Raw genomic sequence first — 26,440 nt, forward strand, 5'->3', positions numbered from 1 at the left:
TTCGGGTGTGAACTCAGCCCAGCTTGGCGCCGTTCTCCACCGCCCGCTCGGGAATGGCCATCACTACGGCGCCATCCAGCCGATAGAAACCGGTCAGCAGAAATTCAGACTGAAACGGCCCTATCTGTTTGGTCGGGAAGTTGACTACGGCGATGATCTGGCGGCCCACCAGTTGCTCTGGCTGGTAGAGAGCGGTGATCTGGGCACTGCTCTTGCGAACCCCCAGTTCAGGGCCAAAATCCGCCCACACCTTGTAGGCCGGTTTACGCGCCTCGGGGAACGGCTCGACCCGCACCAGGGTGCCCACCCTCAGCTCCACCATCTCGAAATCCTGCCAGCTAATCGTCTCCATTTCGGCTCCTGTTTATCGTGTACCTTGCATGACCCGCAGCATGGCCCAAAGAGAGCATCCCGTCTTCGGCGATCAGCCGTTTCGTTACGGCAGGTGGCCGTTTTGCTGGCGCCAGAGGGACGGAGTAAGCCCGGTCTCGGCCAGGAAGCGCTCGCTGAAGGCCCCCTGATTCTGGTAACCACAGCGGCTGGCAATCTCGCCGACGGGCAGTTGCGTACCGGCAAGCAGGGTACGCGCCAGCGCCATGCGTCGACTGCGAATGTAGTGGGAAACGCTCATCCCAGCTGCTGGCGAAAAGCGAGCTTGAACTGGCTCTGGCCAAGACAGGCGATGGCGGCGAGTTGCTGATTGGTCAGCGGGGCAGCGAGGTTGGCCTCGATATGGCGTTGCACCTTGAGGATGCGAGCGGCAAGGCGTGGAATGGCTGCGCTCTGCATCCCCTGCCCTTCCGCCAGCAGGGAGAGCCACACCTGCTCCATGCCCGCCACCTGCCGCCCCTCGGCCAGCATGCGGTGCAGAAACGCGAGGTAGTGGCGCTGGGGCTCATCCAGCTCGATAAAGGGGCAGGCCGCCAGATCCCCGGGCAGCCAGTCGCTCTCCTGCACCAGAAACGAAAGAGCCGGATCAGCAGCGTAGTCGTGCCGCTCGCCGGGGGCGATGACGCAGGCAGAACCGGGGGCAAGCCTGCGCCCCCGGCCCTGCACCTCGATCTCGAGGGGGCCGTCGAGGGGGATCACCAGCTGGGCAAAGTCGTGGCTATGACTGCAGACGTGGTGGTGATAGTGGCGCAGGCTGAAGCGGGACATGGCAGATAGCAATGACGCGGCCAGGGCCGCGTCATTGGGGATTATTCCTTGTCGAAATCTTCGATCTCTTTGCCCAGCGCTTCCATGATGGCGCGCGCTTCGGCCGGGACACTGTCCGGTTGATCCTTGCGCAAATCTTCGTCGCAAGGGAGCGGCTGGCCGGTGAAAGCGTGCAGGAAGGCTTCACAGAGCAGCTCGCTGTTGGTCGCATGGCGCAGGTTGTTCACCTGACGGCGGGTGCGCTCATCGGTCAACACTTTCAACACCTTGAGCGGGATCGAGACGGTAATCTTCTTGACCTGTTCGCTCTTCTTACCGTGTTCCGCGTAGGGGCTGACGTAGTCGCCGTTCCACTCTGTTCCCATGACTCACCTGTTCTCATTTAGCCGTGAGCGCGGATTTTAACCCTTAAGGAAATTAATGGCAATCCAACAGCAAAGCCATTTAGACGTCTGGAAGTGTTGACGGCTTTTTTAAGCTGGCGTAGTGTGGTTGACCATGAGCCCGCAATGGCGGGATGGCGTGTGGCAGCAAGATGCCGGCGTGTGAAGAGACATCAAGGAGAGTGATATGACCCACAAGGCCACCCTGGCGGTTCGCACCGGGATTGAGACAGACCAGCAACACGGTGCCGTGGTGCCCCCCATCTACCTCTCCAGCAACTACACCTTTGCCGACTTTGGCGAGCCCCGTCAATACGATTATGCCCGCTCCGGCAATCCGACCCGCACCAATCTGGCGGACGCGCTGGCGGCGCTGGAAGGAGGCGCTGGCGCCGTGGTCACCGGCACCGGCATGGGCGCCGTCCATCTGGTCACCACAGCACTGCTCAAGGCGGGGGATCTGCTGCTCGCCCCCCACGACTGCTACGGCGGCACCTGGCGCCTGTTCGAGTATCTGGCGGCCAAGGGCCACTACCGGGTGCAGTTTGTCGATCAGGGTGACGAGGCCGCACTGGCCGCCGCACTGGCGCAAAAGCCAGCGCTGGTATGGGTCGAGACCCCCTCCAACCCGCTGCTGCGGGTGGTGGATATCAGCGCCATCGCCAGCGCCGCCCACGAGGTGGGTGCGCAGGTGGTGGTGGACAACACCTTCCTCTCCCCCCTGCTGCAACAACCCCTGGCCCTCGGTGCCGACGTGGTGGTGCACTCCACCACCAAGTACATCAACGGTCACTCCGACGTGGTGGGCGGAGTGGCGATCGCCAAGGAGGCCGCACTGGCCGAGTCGCTGGTGTGGTGGGCCAACTGTCTGGGGCTCACCTCCGGGGCGTTCGACTCCTACCTCACCCTGCGCGGCCTGCGCACTCTGGCCCCCAGATTGCGCACCCATCAGGAGAATACCGATCGCATCCTCGCCTTCCTGCAACAGCAGCCGCTGGTGAAACGCATCTATCACCCCAGCCTGCCGAGCCATCCGGGCCACGATATTGCGCGCCGTCAACAGTCCGGCTTCGGCGCCATGCTAAGTTTTGAACTCGATTGCAGCGAGGCAGGCATTCGCGCCTTCCTCGCGGCCCTCACCCTCTTCTCGGTGGCCGAGTCCCTCGGCGGGGTGGAGAGTCTGGTGGCCCATCCGGGCAGCATGACCCACAGGGCCATGACCCCGGCGGCGCAGCAGGCAGCAGGCATCAGCGCCCAACTGCTGCGGTTGTCGGTCGGTATTGAACACGGTGAAGACCTGGTGGCCGATCTGGCTCAGGCTTTTGAACAGGCGCAGCAGGCAAAACAGGTAGCGAAGTAATGGAACAGCAGCAAGGAGAGATCGCGGTGGCAGCAGAAGCAGGATTGAAGCGACGTCACGTCCACAAATTTGGTGGCAGCAGTCTGGCGGATCCGGTCTGTTATCGCCGGGTCGCCAGTATCGTTGAACAACAGGTGGGCGGGGATGAACTGATCGTGGTCTCCGCCGCCGGCAAGACCACCAACCGGCTGATCCAGCTGGTGGAGCTGGCCGAAGCGGGGGACGAAGCCGCCGGTGAAGCCATCTCGGCCCTGCAGGCCTATCAGCAGAGCCTGATCGACGGCCTGCTGGAGGGCGAGCTACAGCTTGATCTGAGCAAGCAGCTGGCCGACGACATGCAACTGATAGCCAAAACGCTTGAAGGGCAGTTTGATCGCTTCGCCCGCAACGGCCTGCTCGCTTTTGGCGAAGTGTGGTCGGCGCGCCTGCTGGCGGCCCTGCTCACCAGCCGAGGCGACAAGGCTATCTGGCTCGATGCCCGCAGTTTCCTGCGCGCCGAGGATGGCGCTCTGGTCAAGGTGGATACCGCCCTCTCCAGCGAACTGCTCAAGGCGCGACTGGCGGAGCATGCCGGTCGCATCGTGGTGACCGGCTTTATTGCCGCCGACATGGAGGGGCGCTCCCTGCTGCTCGGTCGCAACGGATCCGACTACAGCGCCAGCCTGTTGGCACTGCTGGCGGACGGCGAATCCACCACCATCTGGAGCGATGTGGCCGGGGTCTACAGCGCCGACCCGCGTCGGGTGAAGGAGGCGCGTCTGCTGGAGCGCCTGAGCCTCGCGGAAGCGAACGAGCTGGCCCGTCTTGGCTCCTCGGTATTGCACTCGCGCACCCTGCAACCGGTGGCCGACAGCCGCCAGCGCCTCACTTTGCGCTGCAGCTACAACCCGGACGAGGGCTGTACCCACATCCTGCGCCGCGCCCCCCGCTCCGGTGGCGCCCGCATCGTCTCCTCGGTGGATCAGATCGCCCTCATCGAGCTGAAGGTGCTGCCGCAAACCAACTATGAGCAGACGGTGGCCACCATCGAGGCCCATCTGGCCCGTCACCGTCTCAACCCGCTCACCCTGCAGCGCCAGCCGGATCGCCGGATCCTGCGCCTCGCCTACACCCTTGAGGTAGCACAGGGCGCCTTCGAGCTGCTGCGCGACTTCCAGCTGCAAGGGAGCTTCACCGGCCTCATTCAGAAAGAGGGGTACAGTCTGGTGGCGCTGGTGGGGGCCGGTGTCACCGATAACGCGGAGCAGTGCCACCGCTTCTATCAGCTACTGGCAGATCAACCGCTGGAGTTCGTACAGGTGGCCAGAGATGGCCTGAGTCTGGTGGCGGTGCTGCGCCAAGTGGTGCTGGAGCCGCTGCTCATCGCCCTGCACAGCGCCCTGTTCAGCCGCCCGACCCGGGTCGGACTGGTGGTGTTCGGCAAGGGCAATATCGGCGGCCACTGGCTCAGCCTCTACGCCCGTGAAAAGGCACGGCTCGAACATGAGCTCAATCTGGCGCTCACCCTCTACGGGGTGTTCAGCTCGGAAGGGGGCCTGCTGGATGAAGAGGGACTCAACCCCCTCAAGGTACAGGACAACTTCAATCCCAAGCCGCTGATCTGGCCGGAGTTGCTCTCCCAGCTTGAACAGCACGGCTTCGATGCGCTGGTTGCGCTGGACATGACCGCCAGCGAAACGGTGAGCCGCTACTATCCGGATTTTGCCCAGCTCGGCATTCATATCATCGCCGCCAACAAGTTTGCCGGTGCCGCCGACAGCGAGTTCTACCAGCGCATCAAGCAAACCTGTCGCGACCATCAGGTGCAGTGGCGCTACAACGCCACCGTGGGAGCCGGGCTGCCGATCCAGTCCAGCATCCAGATGCTGCGCCAGAGCGGCGACCGCATTCAGGGGGTCTCCGGCATCTTCTCCGGCACCCTCTCCTGGCTGTTCCAGCAGTATGACGGCACCCGCCCCTTCTCCGAGCTGGTGGACGAGGCGTGGCAGCACGGCCTGACCGAACCGGATCCCCGCGAGGATCTCTCCGGTCAGGATGTGCGGCGCAAGCTGCTTATTCTGGCGCGGGAAGCGGGCTTCGAGCTCGACTCCGCCGATATCGAGCTGGAGAATCTGGTGCCCGTCACGCTGCGCAAGGTGACCGCCGATCAGTTCATGGACAGACTGAAAGAGCTGGATGGCCCGATCCAGACCGCCTTCGAAGGAGCCAAGCGCCTCGGCAAGGTACTGCGCTACGTGGCCCGCTTCGAGCATGACGGCAAGGCGCGGGTCGGACTGGAGGCGCTGGAGCCCCATCACCCGTTTGCGAACCTCTTGCCGTGCGACAACATCTTCGCCATCGAGAGCGACAGCTACCGCACCAACCCGCTGGTGATCCAGGGACCGGGGGCGGGTCGGGAAGTGACAGCCGCCGCTATCCAGTACGATCTGTGGCAGATCTGCGCCAGCCTCTAAGGCTGATTGCAAAGGGAGCAGCACCTCTCTCCCGCGCACAATAAAAAAGCCCGAGTCAATGACTCGGGCTTTTTGCTGAATGCCGCTTCGATTAGGAGAAGCAGGCCTGCAGCACGTAGAAGATCGCGATAGCCAGGATGGCACCGGCAGGCAGAGTGATGATCCAGGAGACCACGATGTTGCGCAGTACCCCCAGGTTCAGCGCCGCAATGCCGCGCGCCAGACCGACACCCATCACAGCACCGACCAGGGTCTGGGTGGTGGAGATGGGCAGACCGGTACCGGAGGCGATCACTACGGTCGCGGCAGTGGCCAGCTGGGCAGCAAAACCACGGCTCGGGGTCAGGTGAGTGATACCGGTACCGACCGTCGCCATCACCTTCTCGCCCATGGTCGCCAGACCGATCACGATACCGATACCGCCCAGCGGCAGGATCCACCAGGCAATGGCTGCCTGACTGGAAATCTCGCCACCGGAAGCCACGATAGAGGCCACCGCAGAGAGCGGGCCAATGGCGTTGGCCACGTCGTTAGAGCCGTGGGCAAAGGCCATGGCACAGGCAGTGATCACCATCAGGATGCCGAACACCTTCTCCACGTTGGCGAAGTGCATCTTGCTGTCATCCTGCGGGTTGTACTTCTGGCCGCGAATGTAGATCCAGCCGGCAAACGCCACTGCGATGGAGATGGCGATGGAGAGCAGAATGCCCTCGCCATCGCTCAGGTGCAGACCGACGTGGGTCAGCCCCTTCTTGATGGTCACCAGACAGATCACCAGCGCAGTCAGGAACATGTAGAACGGCACATAGCGCTTGGCGTTGTTCAGGGGGTCATCGGTGTTGAAGATAAGCTTCTGCACGCTGATGAACATGAAGTAGGCGATGACACCTGAGATGGCCGGGGTGATGACCCAGGAGCCGACGATGCCGCCAAACTTGCTCCACTGCACCGCTTCCGGGCCAATGCTCACCACCGCAAAACCGACGATGGCGCCGATGATGGAGTGAGTGGTGGAAACAGGCCAGCCGAAGTAGGAGGCGAGGATCAACCAGGCGCCGGCCGCCAGCAGGGAGGCGATCATGCCGAGCACCAGCAGGTCCGGGCTATCGACAAACGCATTGCTGTCGATGATGCCGTTACGGATGGTGGCCGTCACTTCGCCACCGGCCAGATAGGCACCGGCAAATTCGAAGATCATGGCAATGATGATCGCCTGACGAATGGTCAGGGATTTGGTGCCGACCGATGTCCCCATGGCGTTGGCCACGTCATTCGCGCCAATGCCCCAAGCCATCAAAAAGCCGAACAAGGCCGCCACGAGCACCAGAGTGGTGCCGTAATTCGCGATAATGTCCATTAGTAGTGTTTACCCAGTCAGTCGATTACGAACGAGCCAGCATCAGTTCCAGACGGGCGCCTACGCGCTCAGCCTGATCTGCCAGGTCACCTACCCATTCGAGGATCTTGTAAAGGAACATCACATCGATCGGATTGTAATTGTGCTCAACCGCTTGCAGCTGTTGGCGCAGTCCGATCTGCATGGTGTCTGTATCGTCCTCGATCAGATCCAGCTGGTGGATCATCTCGGCAACCATTTCCACTTCCCGTCCTTTGAAGCCGGTCTCGAGCAGCTCGTCGAGCTCCCCGATCGCTTTCTCGGCCTGAGCGGTCGCATCAATACAACGTTTGAGGTAAGCCATGAAATCCGTCCGCATTTCGGCGGGGAACTCCATGCGACGGCCAAGCATGCGGCCGGAGATATCCTTGGCACGGTTGGCAATCTTGTCTTGCTGGGTCAACAGCTCCAGCAGGTCGGTACGTGCAACCGGCAGGAACAGGCCGCGAGGCAGTTTCAGACGGATTTCACGCTTGAGGGTATCTGCCTCTTTTTCCAGTTGGGCGATCTGCTGCCGGATCTTCTCGGCATCTTCCCAACGGTCTTCGGCAACGGCGTCAAAGAAGGGAACCAACTGCTGGGAGCACTGGTGAACCTTGACGATATGCTTCTGCAGCGGCTTGATGGGGGACTTGGCAAAAAGCCCCAAAATAGTATTTACTGGCATGGCCAAACCTGTGTCGGTGAAAAAACACTCGATACGATTTTATGAGGCGCGCATGGTAACCGAACTGCGCCCTCAATTAAACCGCGAATTAATCTAGTCGTCTCGCGGGCATTATATCCCCGCGACCCGAATCCTGCCCCCCAAAGTTGCCTGCCAGCCCGGAATGACTATGCAAACTGAGATCGAGATAAAGTTTTTTGTCGCCCGCGACATTCAACCCGAGTTATCCAACCTGCTGAATTCTCTTGAGATTAAAGAATCGTCACAACAGCAGCTCGGCAACGTCTATTTCGATACGCCGACCCTTGCCCTGCGTCGTCTGGACATGGGGCTGCGCATTCGCCGCTGCGACGCCTTCGCCGAGCAGACCATCAAATGCCGCGGTCAGGTGGTGGGCGGCCTGCACGCCAGACCCGAGTACAACGCTCCCGTGAGCGGCGATCTGCCGACCCTCTCGGCCTTTCCCGATGAGATTTGGCCGACCCTGAGCGAGCGCGACCACATTCAGCAGCAACTGGTCGCCCAGTTTCGTACCGACTTCCTGCGCCGCCATTGGCTGATCGCCTTCGAGGGGGCCGAGATTGAACTGGCCTGGGATCAGGGAGAGATCGTCGGCAGTCAGGGCAGCACCACCATCAACGAGCTGGAACTGGAGCTCAAATCCGGCGCGACCGCGGCGCTGTTTGCACTGGCCCGGCGCCTCGCCAGGATCGGCGGGCTGCGCCTCGGCGCCCAATCCAAGGCCCAGCGCGGCTATCGACTGGCTGGTCTTGGCAAACCGCTGGCCCTGCAGGCGCTGGTCGAACATGAAGGTATGGATGGCATAACGGGGGTAAGCGAGGGGCTGCGTCACTGGCAGCATCACGAGCAGCTCTGGCTGGAGCATCCTCAGGATAAAGGCATTCAACAGCAGGCACTCGCGGCCCTGTGCCAGGGGATCGATCTGGTCGCCCGCAGTGCGGCCGCGCAGCCACAGCCAGCGCCATGGCTGCCAGCATTGTCCAGCCTGCACGCCCATCTGCAAGCCCAATCGGGCGAGCAAAACGAGTGGCCTGCCGAGCTGGCCGAGCTCTTCCTCTATCCGGCGTATGTCGAGTTGCAGCTGGCCATCGCCGCCTGGCTGCATCACGCAGCCTGAGCGTGGCCATACCGGTACTAAAGGTCGAAAATAAAGGCCAGAAACAAAAGCCGAAAACAAAACGGGTGAGCCTTGGCTCACCCGTTTTGCACTACAGCAGGTTGAGCTGCTGCATGGCGTTGCGAATGCGCTGGCGGGTCGCTTCCGACAGCGGCATCACCGGCAGGCGGCACTCCTCGCTGCAGAAACCGAGCAGAGAGGCGGCATACTTGGCACCAGCCGGGCTCGGCTCGGCAAACATCGCCTGATGGAGCGGAATCAGCCGGTCTTGCAGCTTACGCGCTTCTTGCCACTTGCCCGCCAGCGTGAGGTTCTGCACCTCGGCTACCAGCTTGGGCGCGACGTTAGCGGTCACCGAGATACAACCCTGACCACCGCCGATGTTGTAAGCAACCGCAGTGGCATCCTCACCGGAGAGCCAGGCGAAAGGCTTTTTGATCAGCTGGCGTTCGGTCCAGGGGCGCGCCAGATCGCCAGTCGCGTCTTTCACCCCGGCAATGCGCGGCAGCTCGGCCAGACGGGCCAGGGTCGCCGGCTGCACGTCGACGATGGCACGCGGCGGAATGTTGTAGACGATGATCTGCTTGGCGGTGGCATCGTGTACCGCCTTGAAGTGGTGGTAGAGCCCCTCCTGATTGGGACGGTTGTAGTAACCGGCTACATGCAGAGTGGCATCAGCCCCCACCCGCTCGGCATGGAGGGTGTACTCGATGGCTTCGACCGGATTGTTGGAGCCCGCTCCGGCAATCACCGGAATACGGCCAGCGACCTGTTTGACCACCAGCTCCACCACCCGGCAATGCTCGTCGTGGGTCAGGGTCGGACTTTCCCCCGTGGTACCCACCGGCACAATGCCGTGAGTGCCCTGTTCGATATGCCACTCCACCAGACGCAGCAGCGCCTCTTCATCCAGCTTTCCCTGTCGAAACGGGGTGATCAACGCAACGATTGAACCTTGAAACATGGGATCTCCTTCTCCTAAATGACGCGCATATGGCAATAAAAAACCCCGGTACGATGTGCGCAACCGGGGTTTGAAGCTTCTCAGGGATGAGAGGTTACGCGCGAACGTCGGCAGGCCCGAATTTCAGGCTTTTTTTGTGCTTTCGTTTCAACCCGTTGAACCGCATTTCGTCATCTCTGGTCAAAAAATGGTGTCTGGGCATATTTCGGGAACACGGCATAAATGTCAAGGCGAAAGGGGCTATGTATAATGGCCGCCCAAAATTGCGTGGAGAGACCCGATGAGCAGCCCAATCAGTGCCGTCAGCCAGATGCTGGAACGAAACCAAGCCCTCTTTGTCGGCAAGCGGCTACTTGTCTGTGGCGCGCTGGAGGATGACTACCCCCGCCAGCTGGTGAGCCTGGCCCGGACCCTGACCGTCTTTACCACCGATTACTGCTACTACCGCAGCCAGCAGGCCGCCCTCGGCGAAGCTATCCTGTTCGACCACCAGCTCGGCGGCGCCCCGCGCTTCGATGCCCTGTTACTGCTGATGCCCAAGGCCAAGGCCGAGGCACAATATCTGCTGGCCATGATGACCCCCTTGCTGGAAGCGGGTGCCGATCTGTTCCTGGCCGGTGAAAACCGCGGCGGCATCAATGGCGCCGACAAGCTACTGGTCCCCTATGGCGAAAAGCCGATCAAGCGCGATTCGGCCCGCCGCTGCTCCCTCTATCATGGTGAGCTCTGCAAACCGGTCGCCCCGTTCGATCTGGATAGCTGGTTTGGCCGCTATCAGTGCAAGGCCGGTGATACCGAACTGACCGTGCTGGCGCTGCCCGGCGTCTTCAGCGCCGCCGAGCTGGATCTCGGCACCCAGATGCTGCTAGCCGCCGTACCGCCGATGAAGGGCGAACTGCTCGATTTTGGCTGCGGCGCCGGGGTGATTGGGTCCGTGCTGGCCAAGCGCAATCCGGATCTGCGGGTCAACATGGTGGATATCAGCGCGCTGGCGCTCGAATCGAGCCGCCGCACCCTGGCGATCAACGGTCTGCAGGGCAAGGTCACCGCTTCCGATGTCTATTCGGATGTCTCCATCCGTTTCCAGCACATCGTCTCCAACCCGCCATTCCATGCGGGTCTCAAAACCTTCTATGCGGCAACCGAGCAGTTCCTGGCCAAGGCGCCGGAATTTTTGCTGCCAAATGGTTCGCTGACCATTGTTGCCAACGCCTTCTTGCGCTACCAGCCTATACTGGAGACACACTTCAAACGGACTGAAGTGATCAGCAGTGATGCCAAATTCAAGGTCTATCTGAGCAAAATGTAAATAAGTGTAAGCAGCACAATAAAACAGCTAGAGAGCGCCATCCGGCATCTGATAAGGTATTAAACACACGATAAAAACCACCCCTTTAGGGGTGTTTTTATACCGAACATTGAAAACCTTTTCATGTTGTTAATTCAGGGAGAGAAATACGATGGCAGGCATATTGACCATGATCCTGGCTGGTGGCGAAGGTACTCGCCTGCAGCCTCTGACCACTACCCGCAGCAAGCCTTCCGTCCCCTTTGGTGGCAGCTACCGGCTGATCGACTTTGTCCTCAACAACTTCGTCAACGCCGACTTTCTGCGCATCTATGTACTGACCCAATTCAAATCACAGTCCCTCTACCTGCACATGAAGAAGGGGTGGAATATCGTCGGCATCACCGACCGCTTTATCGATCCCATCCCGGCCCAGATGCGGATGGGCAAACGCTGGTATGACGGCACCGCCGATGCTATCTACCAGAACCTCGGTTTTATCGAGCGAGCCGAACCGGATCACGTCTGCATCTTCGGCTCCGACCACATCTACAAGATGGATGTGAGCCAGATGGTCACCTTCCACAAGCAGAAGAACGCCGCCATGACGGTCGCGGCACTTCGCATGCCCATCGAAGAAGCGAGCGCCTTCGGGGTGATCGAGGTGGATACCGAAGGGCGGATGATCGGCTTTCAGGAAAAACCAAAGCAGCCCAAGCACATTCCCGGCGATCCGACCCAGGCGCTGGTCTCCATGGGAAACTACATCTTCGAGACCGATGCCCTCTGCCGCGAGTTGAAGCGGGATGCCGCCGAGGAGAACTCCAGCCACGACTTTGGCAAGGATGTGATCCCGAGCCTCTACCCACGTGCCCCCGTCTATGTCTATGACTACAGCACCAACGTCATCCCCGGCGAGAAACCGTACGTCTACTGGCGGGATGTGGGCACCCTCGACTCTTACTGGCAAGCGCACATGGACCTGGTGGCCGACAATCCCCCCTTCTCTCTCTATAACCGCAAGTGGCCCCTGCACACCCACTATCCGGCGCTGCCGCCTGCTACCTTCATCGACAGCGACGAGTGCAAGGTGAAGATCGCCAACTCGCTGATCTCCGCCGGTTGCTTCATTCAGGGCAGCCAGATCCAGCGATCCATCCTCGGTTTCCGCTGCAATATCGGCGCGTGCAGCCATATCAGTGAATCCGTGCTGCTGGGGGACGTGAAGATTGGTGAAGGGTGCTCCATCCGGCGCGCGATTATAGATAAAAATGTTGAAATTGCGCCCGGCACCGTTATCGGTGAAAATCTGGACCACGATAGAGAGCGATTTACCGTATCCGAAGGCGGTATCGTGGTGGTACCTAAGGGAGCAAGAGTTGGCTATTAACCCACTGAAAATCCTGTTTGTTGCCTCGGAAGTTGAGGGGCTGGTCAAGACCGGGGGCCTGGCCGATGTCGCCAGAGCCCTGCCGATGTACCTGGCCCAGAAGGGGCATGATGTCAGGATCATGCTCCCCTTCTACAAAACGATAAAGCGACGGGATGAGGCCAGACTGGTGGCGTCACGCTGGCTGCCAACCCACCCCGGGCTGCCGGATATCGGTTATCGCATCTACCAGATGGAGCTGGATGGCGTCTGCGTCTATCTGCTCGACTGCCCGCAATATTTCGATCGTCCCCAGCTCTACGCCGAGAACAATCAGGCCTATCCGGATAATGGAGAGCGCTTTGCCTTCTTCTCGGCCGCAGCCCTCCATGCCTGCGAGCAGCTTGGCTTTGCTCCGGATATCGCCCACTGCAATGACTGGCACACCGGCCTGCTGCCACTGCTGCTGAAAACCCGTCACGCCCACAACCCCTTCTTCCAGCAGACCCGCAGCGTGATCAGCATTCACAACGCGGCGTTTCAGGGGGTGTTTGGCCGCGAGCAGTTCTGGGCCATGCCCGAGATCGCCGACTACGAACGCCGCATCAACTACGACTACGGTCATGTCAATCTGCTCAAGTGCGGGGTGCTTTACGCCGACAAAATCAATGCGGTCAGCCCCAACTATGCCCAGGAGCTGCTGACTCACCTCGGCGCCCACGGCATGGCGCATATCTTCCAGCAACGGGCGGCGGATCTCTGCGGCATCCTCAACGGCTGCGACTACAAGGACTGGGATCCGGAGTTCGACGAATTCCTGCCTGCGACCTACAGCATCGACAACATGGCTGGCAAACAGATCTGCAAACAGAGCCTGCAGCAGGAAGCGGGGCTGGCCGTAGCGGACTTGCCCATCTACGGCATGGTTTGCCGCCTGACCGAGCAGAAGGGCGTCCCCTGCTGCTCCCTGCGCTGGAGAAATTCCTCCACCATCAGGTACAAGTGGTGATCGTCGGCTCTGGCGATCCTGCGCTCGCCACGCAACTGCAAACCATGGCCCGGGATTATCCGGGCAAGCTCGCCTTCATCAACACCTATGACGATCGACTGGCTCATCTGGTCGAAGCCGGTGCCGACTTCTTCCTGATGCCCTCGCTGTTCGAGCCTTGCGGCCTCAACCAGATGTACAGTCTCGCCTATGGCACCCTGCCACTGGTGCGCGCCGTGGGTGGTCTGAAAGATACCGTGGTGGATTGGGATGCCGATCCCGAGCATGCCACCGGCTTCTGCTTCAACGATCCGACTGCCGCCATCCTGCTCGATACCATGCGCCGCAGCCTGCTCTATTTCCTGCAGGACAAAGAGCGTTTTACCAAGGTACAGCGCAATGCCATGAGCACCCGCTTCAACTGGCCTGACTCGGTCACCCAGTATGAACGGATGTATCAGAGCGCATTGGGCCGTTACTGAACGCCAAACGTCAGCTGATTGCTGAAGTTTTGTACCCTTGGCGCCACTTTGGGCGTCAACAGCGAAAAAAGTCCCCTTTGGCTGTTGACGCTCCCCCAAAACTCTATAGAATCCCCCTCCGCAGTGATGCGAAGGTGGCGGAATTGGTAGACGCGCTAGCTTCAGGTGTTAGTGTCCCACGGATGTGAGGGTTCGAGTCCCTCTCTTCGCACCAATACTGCCATGCTGATTCAGCAGCATGTAAATCCAACTAGAAAACCCGAATGTGCGAAGGTGGCGGAATTGGTAGACGCGCTAGCTTCAGGTGTTAGTGCCCCCCGGGTGTGAGGGTTCGAGTCCCTCTCTTCGCACCATGATTCTGACATGTAAACACAGAGCAATGCGCTCCAACCGCATTTAAAAACCAGCTGGAGAAAATCAGTGTGCGAAGGTGGCGGAATTGGTAGACGCGCTAGCTTCAGGTGTTAGTGTCCCACGGATGTGAGGGTTCGAGTCCCTCTCTTCGCACCATGCTTCTCCAGACAGCATGTAAATCAAAACTGGTAACACAATGTGCGAAGGTGGCGGAATTGGTAGACGCGCTAGCTTCAGGTGTTAGTGCCCCCCGGGTGTGAGGGTTCGAGTCCCTCTCTTCGCACCATGATTCTGACATGTAAACACAGAGCAATGCGCTCCAACCGCATTTAAAAACCAGCTGGAGAAAATCAGTGTGCGAAGGTGGCGGAATTGGTAGACGCGCTAGCTTCAGGTGTTAGTGTCCCACGGATGTGAGGGTTCGAGTCCCTCTCTTCGCACCATTCATTACGCAAAAGGCCCATCACGAAAGTGATGGGCCTTTTGTTTTTACTCCTTGTTATGGCTATGCTTTTGACGACTCCCCGCTCATCGTCATGCCAAGGAACGCATATGATACTGGATACCGACATTCACAACTTTTACGAACATCTGGTGCTCAAGGAGATTGAGAAACAGGGGCTGCAGCAAAAGCTCAACAGCGATCAGATGGCCGACCTCTGCTGCCTTACTCTCAACCAGCTTCCGGCCCACTATATTCGCCACAATGTCGACATGATCTACTTCCTGACCGACGCCAAGCGCACCGAAATGGAGAAGCTGGTGGTCGAATCGCTCAAGGTGGCACAGCAGAAGATCAAGCAGGCTCCCGTCAAAAGCTCATAACCAGGGCTGCTGCCAGAGCAGGGTGACGATACCGGTCAACCCGGCCACTGGCAGCAAGATCAAGGCGGGCCGCAATCCGGGCTCCAGCATCACCCAAGCAGCCAGCAGAAAACCGGCACTCCAGGTGCCGTACTCTTTATCCTGACCCCATGCGAGTACGGCCACCGCCACCAGCAACATCATCCCCCGCAATATCCAGCGCATTGTTTTCTCCCCAATCAACAATTGATAATAATTATCATATTCATCTACTGGGGATGCAAGTAGCGTCACGAGCAAGCTTCGTATGTGACCCTTTGTGTCAACAGGCCGCTCAAAAACGGGTTATGAGATCAACTAATTTGTGATTTTTTCAATCAAATGTGCATTTTTGCCAATTTGATGGGGCTTTAACCCGTCGGGTTTGTGGTAGATTGCGGCCTCTTTTTGGGTTGCCTCCTCGGGATTGATGTATCCACAGGACGAGAGGGAGTGACCTTGGCGAGCAAGAGTTTAGGAAGTATCTATGCAAAACCAACAAAACCACATCCGACTACCGGGCATGGCACAGGTGTTTGCCTGTCTGGCCATTTTCCTGGCCCTGGCATTCTCGTTCACCAGCGTGCTCGATCTGCCGATCCAGCTGGCGCTGTTCATCGCCTGGTTCGTCATCATGGGGCTTGGCATCAAACTCGGCCACGATTACAAATCCCTGGAGCAGGCTGCCGTTGACGGCGTTGCCAAGGGGATGGGGGCCATCCTTATCCTGGTCTCCGTCGGTGCTCTGGTCGGCACCTGGATTGCTGGTGGCATAGTCCCCAGCATCATCTACTTCGGCCTCAAGGTGATTCACCCGTCCATCTTCCTGCTGGCAACCCTGATCATCTGCTCCCTGACCTCGCTGGCCACCGGCACCTCCTGGGGCTCTGCCGCCACCGCCGGTATCGCCATGATGGGGATCGGCCACAGCCTCGGCGTGCCTGCGCCGCTGGTAGCCGGTGCCGTGCTCTCCGGCGTCTATTTTGGTGACAAGCTCTCTCCGCTCTCCGACTCAGTAGTGCTGGCTTCGACCATGTCCAACGTCGACGTGGTGGAACACATCAAGGGGATGCTGCCTATCAGCCTGCTCTCCTATGTCATCACCGCCGTGCTATTCACCGTGGTGGGCATGCAGTATTCGGGCAACGTCAGCCTGGAGCAGGTCAATCTGGTGATGGAGGCTCTCGACAACCAGTTCAATATCACCCCGCTGGCCATAGTGCCGGTGGTGCTGGTGCTGGGCCTGTTGGCCAATCGCAAGCCCGCCTTCCCGGTGATCAGCTTCGGTGCCCTGCTGGGCCTGATCTGGGCCATCGCCTTCCAGGGCATGGATCCGGTCAAGGCGATGCACTCGGCTTATAGTCCTTTTGCCATCACCTCCGGCATCGATTTTATCGACAACATTCTAGGTCGCGGCGGCATGGAGTCCATGCTGGGCTCGGTTGCGGTCATAATCTTCGGTCTCGGGTTTGGCGGCCTGCTGGAGAAGGTCGGTATTCTGGAAGTGATCGCCAGCGCCTTCGAGAAGCGCATCAACAGCGTCGGCAGCCTGACCAGCCACACCATCGGCACCGCGTTTCTGGCCAACGTGTTTGGCTCGGCAATGTATGTGTCGCTGATCCTGACCCCCAAGATCATGGCCAAGAACTACGACCGACTGGGACTGGCGCGCAAGAACCTCTCTCGCAACGCCGAGTTTGGCGGCACCCTCACCTGCGGCATGGTGCCCTGGAGCGACAACGGCATCTTCATGGCCGGGGTTCTGGGGGTGGCAACCCTCGACTACCTGCCCTACATGTGGCTGAGCTTCACCTGCATCATTGTGACCATCACCCTCGCCTACATGGGCAAGGCAGTGAACCGGGTCCCGCTGGTCGCGGCGGCAAGCTCCCGCTAAGCCATCCTGCAAACAACATAGGCGCCATCGAGGCGCCTATGTTGTTTCAGAGAAATGCTGTTTGATGGAGCTAACTGATCACCACAAACAAAAACAGCCCTCGTTGCCGAGAGCCGTTTCATCAGACCGATATGCCGATCAGATGGAGAAGCTGGAGCCACAGCCACAGGTCGTGGTGGCATTGGGGTTGGTCACGGTGAAACGTGAACCTTCCAGACCCTCGGTGTAATCCACACTGCCGCCTACCAGATATTGCAGGCTCATGGGATCGATCACCATGGTGACGCCATTCTTCTCGACTACGGTGTCCCCGTCGTTGATCTTCTCATCAAAGGTAAAGCCATACTGGAAACCGGAGCAGCCCCCACCCGTGATGTATACCCGCAGCTTCAGCTCGGGATTCTCTTCCTCGGTGATCAGGTTCTTCACCTTGTTGGCCGCCGCATCCGTCATCTGGATGGGCAGCGGGGCTTCTGCTACTGCACTCATTACTGACCTCACAACCATTAGATCCACAAACATGGAAACCGCGAAATTATCCAATACCCGACCATTCAGTTCAAGTATTCACCACGTTTAACCGGCCGCGGGAACCGGAGCAGGCGGTGCGGCGACCAGCGGCTTGATCACCTCACCCCACTCAACCAGCAGCTCTTGCGCCGGTTGCCTGCCATCCTTGTTGATGGTGACACGGATCCGATCCGGCACAAAGCCTTCCGGCAACTGCCAATTCCCTTCCAGCAGCTGGAAATAACGCAGGGCATAGCGCCACTCGCTCACCTTCATCCCGAGATCGCGGCCGGTTAGCGTCTTCGGCTTGTCAGCCAGGCTCCCCTCGACCCGGATCTGCACCTGACCACGAAACAGCTCCCGCTTTTTGGCAGGCTGGGTCAGGGCGAGACGGTAGTGGTAGCGACCGGGAATGCTGGTCTCCTGCAGGGTCAGGTTGTCGATCACCACCCCCACCTGTTCGCCGGTGGGGCGCATGATCCGCTCGAAAAAGGCCAGCTGGCGCTTGAGCTCCTGCACCTGCGCCTCCTGACTCTTCAGGGTGGTCTGCAACTGCTCGAAGGCCGCTTTCTGGGTCGCCAGCTGGGTATCTTTCACCCCCAATTCGGTCTTGAGCTGGCCGATGGCCTTGCCCTGACGATCCAGCGTCTCCTGCTGTACCACCAACAGACTGCTCTGAGCCAGCTCCTGACGGTTCCCGACAAAGTAACCGATGAGCCCGCCAACGGCTAACACGACCAATAACTTCAATAGATTGGACATAGCCCCTCATCCCGTTATCACGCCATTTACGGCAGCGCCTCTCCCTTCACTATACCGCCCTGACCGGGGCCAAAGGCGATAAAGGGAAAAATTAACTTGCCGTGGCGCTGCCATCACCCCGCTTTTGACGCGCGGCGAGCCGTAAAGTTCGCTCCAGGATCTGGGAATAGATGGGCCGGCCACCCAGCCACTGGGCAACCAGAGTCGCACCGACCGTGGTGATCATCATCGGCAAAATCAGCTGATAGTTGTCGGTCATCTCGGTGACCAGCACGATACCGGTGATGGGGGCACGCACGGTGGCAGCAAACAGCGCCCCCATTCCGGCGATGGCAAAGGCGCCGGGCTCGATGCCAAGCTCCGGAAACGCCGCATGAAACAGATGGCCAAACACAACGCCAAACAAGGTGCCCAACGCCAGGGTCGGCGCAAACACCCCGCCCGGGGCACCGGAGCAGAAGCAGATGAGGGTCGCGACCAGCCGCACCGAAAAGATGAGGAACAGGGTCGCCATCGCATACTCATCCCCCATCAGATGGGGAATAAGCTCGGTGCCGCCCCCCGTCACCGCGGGAGCAAACAGCGACAGCACGCCAAACGTTCCGGCGACCAGCATGCCGATGGCCACAAAACGGTGGCGCTTGTTCTGGTGCAACGCCAGATAGCCATCCTGACAGGCCAGCACCAACTTGTTGAAGACAAAACCGAGCACCCCGAAGGTGGCTCCCATAAAAAGGAACAGCCAGAGCGCCTTGAGGGCTGGCGCATCGTAGTGAGGCAAGGTGATCACCGCCCCCTGCCCTTTCATGTTCTGCAACATCAAGGTCGCCATGATGGCGGAGATCCCCACCGCCTTGATGGCCAGAAAGGAGTAGCGAAACTGCGGCCGCATCTCCTCCATCACGAACAGAATGCCTGCCAACGGCGCATTGAAGGCTGCCGCCAGACCGCCCGCCGCACCGGCGGCCAACAGGGCATGGCCATGCTCCTTGGGCAGCCGGAAGATATCCGCCACCATCTTGCCGAGGTTGCCGCCGATCTGTACCGAAGGCCCCTCCCGCCCCAGCACCATGCCGGAACTCAGGGTGCAGATGCCGCCGAAGAACTTGACCGGCAACACCCGCCACCACCGAACAGGGCGCAGATCGTCCATCGCCCCCTCGATCTCGGGAATGCCGGAGCCGCCAGCCTCGGGGGCAAAGGTATGAGTGAGGAAGTAGCCGACAAATCCCAACAAGGCGCTGAAGCCAAAGCCAAGCAGACCGAGCTGCCACCAGGGACGGTCGGCCAGCAACGCGATGCGTTGCTCTGCCAGCCAGTGGACACCCGATTCGAACAGGCCGCACACCAGTCCGGCCAGGGTGCCGACCAGCGCCGCCAGCAGCAGCACCAGCAAGGGCATCTTGTCTTGCAGGATAATGCGGGAAAGCGGCCCCCGCGAAGAGGTATCGGCTTCAGAGGAGAGAGCTTGTTGCGCCATCTTGTTACACCAACTTGGAAAAACCATATCGTCAGCTAGCTGAGATCAGGATCACCCGGCGCGTTGCTCGGCTGCCCAGGGCTGGGGCTTTCTGCTATAGTCGGCCCGTTAAATTTTTGTCACGGGAGCAGACCGAGAGTCCGGGTGGCGAGAGCGCAAAGCATACTCCTGATGCTCCGGCCTGCCGAGTCTCAATCGGCTGCAATCCCTTGTGTGACGACCAAAATCCCATTAAGGATGATCCATGTCAAAATCAGATCAGCTGTTTGAACAGGCCCGCCAGACCATTCCGGGTGGCGTCAACTCACCGGTCCGCGCCTTCAATGGGGTCGGCGGCACGCCCCGCTTCATCGATCACGCCGATGGCGCCTATCTCTATGATGTGGATGGTCAGGCCTACGTGGATTACATCGGCTCCTGGGGGCCCATGCTGCTGGGTCACAACCACCCGGCCATCAAGGCCGCCGTCATTAAGGCCGTTGAGAAAGGGCTGAGCTACGGCGCACCGACCGAGATCGAAGTGCTGATGGCCGAGAAAGTCCGCCAGATTGTCCCCTCCATGGAGCAGGTGCGGATGGTCAACTCCGGCACCGAAGCCACCATGAGTGCCATCCGTCTGGCCCGTGGCTACACCGGCCGCGACAAGATCGTCAAATTCGAGGGTTGCTACCACGGCCACGCCGACTCCCTGCTGGTCAAGGCAGGTTCCGGCGCCCTGACCCTGGGTCAGCCCAACAGCCCGGGCGTTCCGGCCGATTTCGCCAAGCACACCCTGACCTGCGTCTTCAACGATCTGGATTCGGTGCGTGAAGCCTTCACCCAGTACGGCAGCGAAATCGCCTGTATCATCGTCGAGCCGGTCGCAGGCAACATGAACTGCATCCCGCCGGTCCCCGGCTTCCTGGAAGGGCTGCGCGCCATCTGTGACGAGTTCGGAGCCCTGCTGATCCTGGACGAAGTGATGACAGGCTTCCGCGTCTCCTTGCGCGGTGCCCAGGGTCACTACAACATCGACCCGGATCTCACCACTCTTGGCAAGATCATCGGTGCCGGCATGCCGGTGGGCGCCTTCGGCGGCAAGAAGAAGGTGATGCAACACATCGCACCGACCGGCCCTGTCTATCAGGCGGGTACCCTCTCCGGTAACCCGGTGGCCATGGCAGCCGGTCTGACCATGCTGGATCTGCTGCTGGAGCCGGGTCTCTATGAGCAGCTGAGCGCCAAGACTGCGCGGGTTGCAGAAGGGCTGAAAGCGGCCGCCGCCAAACACGGTATCACGCTCGCCATCAACTATGTGGGCGGCATGTTCGGCTTCTTCTTCACCGACGAGCCCGAAATCACCCGCTACGAGCAGGTTACTCGCTGCGATATGGAACGCTTCAAGCGCTTCTATCATCTGATGCTGGAAGAGGGCGTCTATCTGGCGCCGAGCGCCTACGAGGCGGGCTTCCTGTCGCTGGCTCACGGCGACAAGGAGATTGAACACACCCTGGCCGCCGCCGAGCGCAGCTTCGCCAAGCTGGCTGGCTAAATCGCCGCTGGTTGTCGCAAAGGGCCCGTCATGGGCCCTTTTCTATTACAGAGACTCCATCACCACACAGGGCGGCAATACGCCCATTTCTGGTGCATTACCCCCGTCATCCACCGATTTGTCATTCTCTGGTGCAACTTGCCCCGCCATCCCTGTCATAAAGCAGGCCCACTATTTGCACATTCACCACAAGAGCCCACGTCACCGAGGTCCATATGGCAGAGATGAGCCCCATCGATGTGCTGCGGCGCTATCAGGAGTATCAGGATGAGTTGACCCCGCTACTGCAGGGGCTGCTCAGCGCCCCCCTTGTCTCGCTCAAGGGGTATCCCTTTGTCGTCAGCATTGACCACTATCAGGGGCCGATGTGCATCCAGCCTGCGGCACCGGTCGCCCATAACCGGTTGCACCTTATCGTGCAGGGGCAAGGACGAGAGATCACCGTCTGTCTGAATCATCTGATTGGCTGGTTGATGGGAGACAGGGAGCGCCGCCGCGCCATGCCCTGGTTCAAGGCGGTCTATGTGGTGCTCAGCATGGCGCTGTTTTTGATCGTCGCGACGCTCATCTGGCACGGGCTGGAGCAGCTTTACCAGCTATTGTGCGGCGAGCAGCAGAACCAGCTCGGCGCCTTTAGCGCCATCATCTTCCTGACGCTGGCACTGGCAGTGTTCGATCTGGGCAAGACCATTCTGGAAGAGGAGGTACTGCTGCATAAGGATATCTTCCGCCACAGCGCCATTCGCCGCACCATCACCCGCTTTATCGCCGCTATTCTGATCGCGGTCTCCATCGAGGGGCTGTTGCTGCTGTTCAAAGGCTCGCTCGGCCAGAACGAGCTGCTCTGGCCAGCGGTCGGAGTGATGGGGTGTGCGGTGGGTTTGCTGCTGGCGCTTGGCCTCTATGTTTTTCTGGGGGCCAAGGCCGAAGCGGCACTGGTACAGGCTAGCCTGCGCTCTCCACCGTCAGCTGCACAAGGGAGCGACGCGCCGCCCGCCAGGAAGCGTACATGGTCCAGGAGGTATAGATGACGATAAAGGCAACCAGCCACTTCAGCATCTCCATATCCATGGATTTGACCAGCATGGCAGCCAGCACCACACCAATGGGGCCGAAGATGGCCACCGCCAGCACGGCTTTGGCATCAAACGCCCCTTTGCGGATAAAGGTGCCTGCGGAGAAGACGCTGAGCACGGCGGTGGAGCCCATCATGATCGGAAACGCCGCCAGCGGATTCATCCCCAGCAGATAAACCAACGTCATGCAGGGGGCAAACAGGCCGATACCGACATTCATCAGCACCCCGAAGATGAAATTGCCAAGCAGGGCAATCGCCAACTTGTAGCCGCTGAGCCCCATCGCATCGCCGCCTACAGGGAAAAGACCCAGCAGACCGGCAAAGATAAGCCCTGCGACGACCAGCAAGGAGATGGCCATCACCAGCCGGATGGTCTGCCGATCAAACGAAGCCACATGGCGAGCCCCCCAGGCTGCGCCCGCTGCGGCGGCCATCATCATGCTGATCAGCGTCAGCGGCTCCACTGCGACTGCACCGACGAAGATCAGCGACTGAGTCACGGTTGGCAGCACGCACTGCCCATTTAGGGTACCCGGCAGCACCCGATCATCGATCAGCTTGAACTGCTTGTAGCAGGCGGTCTTTACCGCAAAGCTGCCCACCCCCAGGGTATCGAGAAAGTTGGCAACCCCACCGATCAACGCCACCGGCCAGAAGGGGGTCGCCTCAAAGGATCCACTCTGCTTCTTCCGCCAGCAGGCTTGCACCAGCATAAAGATGAATACGAGGCCTCCGGCTATAAAAACCAGCCGTAAAATATCAACTAACATAGGGGTTTCTCCTGCAACGGGCGGCGATTCTAAGGCAAGCAGCAGAAAAAATCTTGACCGGAATTAAGCAATGCTCACGACACGCCTCTGCGAGGCGAAATATTTATCAATAGACTCCGACGACTCTGCTAATACTTGTTACTGAGGCCAACAGGCCGGGTCCTGAGCACGTTGTTATGGTCCTTTCGCGACGACCACTTGTGCCAAAGGACATAATAAAAAAGAGGGCCGGTAGTGATACCGACCCTCTTTCTGTATCAGGCCAGGGCGCAGGGCCCTCGACCATGGCAACTGCTTATTGAATGCTCTTGCCGGCACGCACGTCCTTGATAAACCCCTTCAGGCTGGCCAGATCACGGGGGGCACCGCGCAGGATCTGATCACCGATGATGAAGGCCGGGGTACCAGAGATACCGAGCGCTTCAGCCAGCGCACGGTTGGTACCGAGGTTCTGGTCAATGTTGCCATCCTTGATCTTCGCTTCCACCTTGCTCCAGTCAACACCGGCCGCCACTGCCAACTGCTTGACCTGTGCTTCATCAGCGAGCGGGCCCTGATGGCTATAGAGCTTCTCGTGGAACGCCTGGTACTTGTCAGGCTGACCCAGCTGGACCGCCAGCGCAGCACGAGCTGCGAAGTAGGAGGACTCGCTCAGAATGGGGAACTGCTTGTAGATGTACCGGATGTCTTTATCTTCCGACATCAGCTGCTTGACCAGCGGATGGGCCCGTTTGCAGTAACCACAGTTGTAATCGAAAAACTCCACAATGGTCAGCGACGCCTTCGGATTCCCCATCTCGGGATCCTGATTGGCATAAAGCTGCTTGGAGTGAGCCTTGATCAGCGCCTTGTCACTCTCGGCCTGCTGGCTCTCCTGCTTGGCACGCAGGGCATTGGACATCTCGACCAGGATCTCGGGATTCTTGACCAGATAGTCGCGAACGATTTGCTCGACATCGCTTTTGGTCAGCTCGCTTGCATGTACCGGCGTCGCCAGCAGGGTCACACCAGCCAGCGCGCAAAAGAGGGCATTTTTAATAGTCATAACGTTATCTTGCAGAGGATATGATAGAGGCCACTATAGTGGTTGAGTCTGTTTTCAAGTCAAGTTATCTGGCCAAAAAAGCGCTTGATGCGCCCTGACTGCCACTTTTTCATGTCATTTCGCGCAATTAACCAGCAATCAAACCGGACGGGGATTTACAAGCCGGATCAGCATGGTAATATTCTCCGCACTGCTGCGGAGGGGTGGCAGAGCGGCTGAATGCACCGGTCTTGAAAACCGGCGATGGGCGACCATCCGTGGGTTCAAATCCCACCTCCTCCGCCATTCATACCGAGCCCATGCAACCATGTTGCGTGGGCTTTTTATTTGCCTGCTATTTGCCACTCCTCATAGATCTCAACACATTAGTCTTCTTCAACTCCTTTCTTGATCTTCTCACCTGCGAGCTAAATAGCTGCCACAAGATCACCTACCAACATCGAACCTCTGAGTTCCTGCGCACATCCCTTCCCATTTCCTTACTACCCCAAACAACAGCGACCCAATGCAGCGACCACAGCTCCAGCATGTTGCTACCGCCAATAACCCCTCTTCGGAATACAGTAAGGGTCGGTTAACACAGTCACAGAAAAGCAGGGATGATGGGGTTGCGGCTTAAAAAGAGGGGACGGCTAACTCAGGAAGCAGAGATCCCAAGCAAGAGAGCATGACGTATAGGCGATCATGGGATGCACGGGATATGACGACGCCAGAGCCACCGTACAAAGCGACAGCGGTTCAGCGAAGAAAGAGTACCAAGCGGAACATCAGGCTATTTGTGGAACCTGAAAACAGCGTCGAGTAACAATAAGAACAGAGGAGAAGAGATAAGATGGGTCAATTATCAGGTGACTTACTGAATTGCAGGCAATAAAAAACCCCGCTCGATGAGCGGGGTTTCTTGTATTGGGTGCCTGGCAGTGTCCTACTCTCGCATGGCGAATGCCACACTACCATCGGCGCTACCGCGTTTCACTTCTGAGTTCGGCATGGGATCAGGTGGTTCCACGGCGCTATGGCCGCCAGGCAAATTCTTAATCTAGAAAGCTGACGTGAGTAGTGATGTTGCGCTTGGCTTGTCACTATCACTGAATTTGAGTAGTTCGCTTGGTATCTGTTACAAGCCTTAGAACACTTCTTGGGTGTTGTATGGTTAAGCCTCACGGGTAATTAGTATGGGTTAGCTCAACACGTCGCCGCGCTTACACACCCCACCTATCAACGTTGTGGTCTCCAACGGCCCTTTAGGACCCTCAAGGGGTCAGGGATGACTCATCTCAGGGCTCGCTTCCCGCTTAGATGCTTTCAGCGGTTATCGATTCCGAACTTAGCTACCGGGCAGTGCCACTGGCGTGACAACCCGAACACCAGAGGTTCGTTCACTCCGGTCCTCTCGTACTAGGAGCAACTCCCTTCAATCATCCAACGCCCACGGCAGATAGGGACCGAACTGTCTCACGACGTTCTGAACCCAGCTCGCGTACCACTTTAAATGGCGAACAGCCATACCCTTGGGACCGACTTCAGCCCCAGGATGTGATGAGCCGACATCGAGGTGCCAAACACCGCCGTCGATATGAACTCTTGGGCGGTATCAGCCTGTTATCCCCGGAGTACCTTTTATCCGTTGAGCGATGGCCCTTCCATTCAGAACCACCGGATCACTATGACCTACTTTCGTACCTGCTCGACCTGTCCGTCTCGCAGTTAAGCTGGCTTATGCCATTGCACTAACCTCCTGATGTCCGACCAGGATTAGCCAACCTTCGTGCTCCTCCGTTACTCTTTGGGAGGAGACCGCCCCAGTCAAACTACCCACCAGGCACTGTCCGCGAGCCCGATTCAGGGCCCTGCGTTAGAACATCAAACATACAAGGGTGGTATTTCAAGGACGGCTCCAGCGCAACTGGCGTCACGCCTTCAAAGCCTCCCACCTATCCTACACATGTAGGTTCAATGTTCAGTGCCAAGCTGTAGTAAAGGTTCACGGGGTCTTTCCGTCTAGCCGCGGGTACACCGCATCTTCACGGCGAATTCGATTTCACTGAGTCTCGGGTGGAGACAGCATGGCCATGGTTACACCATTCGTGCAGGTCGGAACTTACCCGACAAGGAATTTCGCTACCTTAGGACCGTTATAGTTACGGCCGCCGTTTACCGGGGCTTCGATCAAGAGCTTCGCTTGCGCTAACCCCATCAATTAACCTTCCGGCACCGGGCAGGTGTCACACCCTATACGTCCACTTTCGTGTTTGCAGAGTGCTGTGTTTTTGATAAACAGTCCCAGCCATCTGGTCACTGCGACTCCCAACTGCTCCATCCGCAAGGGACTTCACTGTCAAGAGCGAACCTTCTCCCGAAGTTACGGTTCTATTTTGCCTAGTTCCTTCACCCGAGTTCTCTCAAGCGCCTTGGTATTCTCTACCCGACCACCTGTGTCGGTTTGGGGTACGATGACTTGTAATCTGAAGCTTAGAGGCTTTTCCTGGAAGCAGGGCATCAATGGCTTCCACACCGTAGTGTG

General features: G+C 59.0%; 20 protein-coding genes, 6 tRNA genes, 2 rRNA genes and 2 pseudogenes (1 of these 30 only partly in view). 16 read left to right on the forward strand and 14 right to left on the reverse strand.

Annotated elements, in window-relative coordinates; genetic code table 11:
* Positions 1-13: 13 nt before the first annotated feature.
* The 3 genes and pseudogenes from ACTG27_RS13910 to metJ all read right to left on the reverse strand — a co-directional run bounded on the left by ACTG27_RS13910 (position 14) and on the right by metJ (position 1,523).
* On the reverse strand, positions 14-352 hold the full coding sequence (locus ACTG27_RS13910) for a tRNA-binding protein (RefSeq protein WP_439979836.1): 339 nt from the start codon (positions 350-352) through the stop codon (positions 14-16).
* Between the two features lie 84 nt (positions 353-436).
* Positions 437-1,193, reverse strand: a pseudogene (locus tag ACTG27_RS13915) (helix-turn-helix domain-containing protein).
* A gap of 6 nt (positions 1,194-1,199) precedes the next feature.
* Positions 1,200-1,523 (reverse strand): met regulon transcriptional regulator MetJ, encoded by a 324-nt coding sequence (metJ, locus tag ACTG27_RS13920; protein ID WP_005340251.1) that lies wholly within the window; start codon positions 1,521-1,523, stop codon positions 1,200-1,202.
* Positions 1,524-1,728: 205 nt separating this feature from the next.
* Here metJ and metB point away from each other — a divergent pair, with 205 nt between their 5' ends.
* Both metB and ACTG27_RS13930 read left to right on the forward strand, forming a co-directional pair.
* Entirely contained in the window at positions 1,729-2,901 is a 1,173-nt protein-coding gene (gene metB / locus ACTG27_RS13925; protein ID WP_439979837.1) for a cystathionine gamma-synthase, read from the forward strand.
* On the forward strand, positions 2,901-5,354 hold the full coding sequence (locus ACTG27_RS13930; protein WP_439979839.1) for a bifunctional aspartate kinase/homoserine dehydrogenase II: 2,454 nt from the start codon (positions 2,901-2,903) through the stop codon (positions 5,352-5,354). The genes metB and ACTG27_RS13930 overlap by 1 nt, the downstream gene beginning before the upstream one ends.
* 91 nt (positions 5,355-5,445) lie before the next feature.
* On the opposite strand, the gene ACTG27_RS13935 is transcribed toward ACTG27_RS13930, so the two are convergent.
* Together ACTG27_RS13935 and ACTG27_RS13940 are read right to left on the reverse strand one after the other, a co-directional pair.
* Complete coding sequence (locus ACTG27_RS13935; RefSeq protein WP_005343043.1) at positions 5,446-6,711, reverse strand: inorganic phosphate transporter; 1,266 nt, start codon at positions 6,709-6,711, stop codon at positions 5,446-5,448.
* A 25-nt stretch (positions 6,712-6,736) separates the two neighbouring features.
* The gene (locus ACTG27_RS13940) at positions 6,737-7,417 is read right to left on the reverse strand and encodes a TIGR00153 family protein (RefSeq protein WP_005340244.1); all 681 of its coding nucleotides are present in this window, start codon (positions 7,415-7,417) and stop codon (positions 6,737-6,739) included.
* 169 nt (positions 7,418-7,586) lie between these two features.
* Here ACTG27_RS13940 and ACTG27_RS13945 point away from each other — a divergent pair, with 169 nt between their 5' ends.
* Positions 7,587-8,555 carry a CYTH domain-containing protein gene (locus ACTG27_RS13945; RefSeq protein ID WP_263085338.1) on the forward strand — a complete coding sequence of 323 codons (969 nt, stop codon included), beginning with the start codon at positions 7,587-7,589 and terminating at the stop codon, positions 8,553-8,555.
* 91 nt (positions 8,556-8,646) lie between these two features.
* Here the strand turns inward: ACTG27_RS13945 and dapA are convergent, their stop codons facing one another.
* Positions 8,647-9,519, reverse strand: a complete 873-nt coding sequence (gene dapA / locus ACTG27_RS13950; protein ID WP_439979840.1) for a 4-hydroxy-tetrahydrodipicolinate synthase — start codon at positions 9,517-9,519, stop codon at positions 8,647-8,649.
* 280 nt (positions 9,520-9,799) lie between these two features.
* On the opposite strand from dapA, the gene rsmC reads away from it, so the two are divergent.
* The 9 genes and pseudogenes from rsmC (at position 9,800) to ACTG27_RS13995 (ending at position 14,825) form a co-directional block, all read left to right on the forward strand.
* Positions 9,800-10,828 carry a 16S rRNA (guanine(1207)-N(2))-methyltransferase RsmC gene (gene rsmC / locus ACTG27_RS13955; RefSeq protein ID WP_323910787.1) on the forward strand — a complete coding sequence of 343 codons (1,029 nt, stop codon included), beginning with the start codon at positions 9,800-9,802 and terminating at the stop codon, positions 10,826-10,828.
* A gap of 151 nt (positions 10,829-10,979) precedes the next feature.
* The gene (gene glgC, locus ACTG27_RS13960; RefSeq protein WP_323910785.1) at positions 10,980-12,197 is read left to right on the forward strand and encodes a glucose-1-phosphate adenylyltransferase; all 1,218 of its coding nucleotides are present in this window, start codon (positions 10,980-10,982) and stop codon (positions 12,195-12,197) included.
* Positions 12,187-13,646, forward strand: a pseudogene (gene glgA / locus ACTG27_RS13965) (glycogen synthase GlgA). Before glgC ends, glgA begins: the two are co-directional and overlap by 11 nt.
* Before the next feature lie 128 nt (positions 13,647-13,774).
* Positions 13,775-13,860 (forward strand) — tRNA-Leu (locus ACTG27_RS13970).
* 53 nt (positions 13,861-13,913) lie between these two features.
* A tRNA-Leu gene (locus ACTG27_RS13975) sits at positions 13,914-13,999 on the forward strand.
* A gap of 71 nt (positions 14,000-14,070) precedes the next feature.
* A tRNA-Leu gene (locus tag ACTG27_RS13980) sits at positions 14,071-14,156 on the forward strand.
* 44 nt (positions 14,157-14,200) lie between these two features.
* A tRNA-Leu gene (locus ACTG27_RS13985) sits at positions 14,201-14,286 on the forward strand.
* 71 nt (positions 14,287-14,357) lie between these two features.
* Positions 14,358-14,443 (forward strand) — tRNA-Leu (locus ACTG27_RS13990).
* A 109-nt stretch (positions 14,444-14,552) separates the two neighbouring features.
* The gene (locus ACTG27_RS13995) at positions 14,553-14,825 is read left to right on the forward strand and encodes a late competence development ComFB family protein (protein ID WP_005343036.1); all 273 of its coding nucleotides are present in this window, start codon (positions 14,553-14,555) and stop codon (positions 14,823-14,825) included.
* On the opposite strand, the gene ACTG27_RS14000 is transcribed toward ACTG27_RS13995, so the two are convergent.
* The gene (locus tag ACTG27_RS14000) at positions 14,820-15,029 is read right to left on the reverse strand and encodes a hypothetical protein (RefSeq protein ID WP_005357820.1); all 210 of its coding nucleotides are present in this window, start codon (positions 15,027-15,029) and stop codon (positions 14,820-14,822) included. The two genes, ACTG27_RS13995 and ACTG27_RS14000, sit on opposite strands and share 6 nt — an antisense overlap.
* Positions 15,030-15,330: 301 nt before the next feature.
* Here ACTG27_RS14000 and nhaC point away from each other — a divergent pair, with 301 nt between their 5' ends.
* Positions 15,331-16,740 (forward strand): Na+/H+ antiporter NhaC, encoded by a 1,410-nt coding sequence (gene nhaC, locus ACTG27_RS14005; protein WP_047438574.1) that lies wholly within the window; start codon positions 15,331-15,333, stop codon positions 16,738-16,740.
* Positions 16,741-16,878: 138 nt separating this feature from the next.
* On the opposite strand, the gene erpA is transcribed toward nhaC, so the two are convergent.
* From erpA to clcA, 3 genes are all read right to left on the reverse strand, one after another.
* Positions 16,879-17,229 carry an iron-sulfur cluster insertion protein ErpA gene (gene erpA / locus ACTG27_RS14010; protein ID WP_005340225.1) on the reverse strand — a complete coding sequence of 117 codons (351 nt, stop codon included), beginning with the start codon at positions 17,227-17,229 and terminating at the stop codon, positions 16,879-16,881.
* 87 nt (positions 17,230-17,316) lie between these two features.
* On the reverse strand, positions 17,317-18,012 hold the full coding sequence (locus ACTG27_RS14015) for a DUF6776 family protein (RefSeq protein ID WP_005343032.1): 696 nt from the start codon (positions 18,010-18,012) through the stop codon (positions 17,317-17,319).
* A 91-nt stretch (positions 18,013-18,103) separates the two neighbouring features.
* Positions 18,104-19,492 carry a H(+)/Cl(-) exchange transporter ClcA gene (gene clcA / locus ACTG27_RS14020; protein WP_439979841.1) on the reverse strand — a complete coding sequence of 463 codons (1,389 nt, stop codon included), beginning with the start codon at positions 19,490-19,492 and terminating at the stop codon, positions 18,104-18,106.
* 244 nt (positions 19,493-19,736) lie between these two features.
* On the opposite strand from clcA, the gene hemL reads away from it, so the two are divergent.
* Together hemL and ACTG27_RS14030 are read left to right on the forward strand one after the other, a co-directional pair.
* Complete coding sequence (gene hemL / locus ACTG27_RS14025) at positions 19,737-21,023, forward strand: glutamate-1-semialdehyde 2,1-aminomutase (protein ID WP_439979842.1); 1,287 nt, start codon at positions 19,737-19,739, stop codon at positions 21,021-21,023.
* Between the two features lie 215 nt (positions 21,024-21,238).
* The gene (locus tag ACTG27_RS14030; protein ID WP_439979843.1) at positions 21,239-22,054 is read left to right on the forward strand and encodes a hypothetical protein; all 816 of its coding nucleotides are present in this window, start codon (positions 21,239-21,241) and stop codon (positions 22,052-22,054) included.
* Here the strand turns inward: ACTG27_RS14030 and ACTG27_RS14035 are convergent.
* Positions 21,969-22,871: a TSUP family transporter gene (locus ACTG27_RS14035; RefSeq protein ID WP_439965049.1), complete on the reverse strand. Its 903-nt coding sequence runs from the start codon at positions 22,869-22,871 to the stop codon at positions 21,969-21,971. The genes ACTG27_RS14030 and ACTG27_RS14035 overlap by 86 nt on opposite strands.
* Before the next feature lie 295 nt (positions 22,872-23,166).
* A complete protein-coding gene (locus tag ACTG27_RS14040; protein ID WP_139747020.1) occupies positions 23,167-23,916 on the reverse strand; it encodes a DsbA family protein in 750 nt (249 codons plus the stop codon).
* A 197-nt stretch (positions 23,917-24,113) separates the two neighbouring features.
* Between ACTG27_RS14040 and ACTG27_RS14045 the strand changes: the two genes are divergently transcribed.
* Positions 24,114-24,201 (forward strand) — tRNA-Ser (locus tag ACTG27_RS14045).
* 627 nt (positions 24,202-24,828) lie between these two features.
* On the opposite strand, the gene rrf is transcribed toward ACTG27_RS14045, so the two are convergent.
* Both rrf and ACTG27_RS14055 read right to left on the reverse strand, forming a co-directional pair.
* Positions 24,829-24,943 (reverse strand): 5S ribosomal RNA (gene rrf / locus ACTG27_RS14050).
* A 122-nt stretch (positions 24,944-25,065) separates the two neighbouring features.
* Positions 25,066-26,440: ribosomal RNA gene (locus ACTG27_RS14055) — 23S ribosomal RNA — on the reverse strand (it continues 1,515 nt past the right edge of the window).

Source organism: Aeromonas sp. 97A (assembly GCF_051919185.1).
Lineage (GTDB): Bacteria > Pseudomonadota > Gammaproteobacteria > Enterobacterales > Aeromonadaceae > Aeromonas > Aeromonas veronii.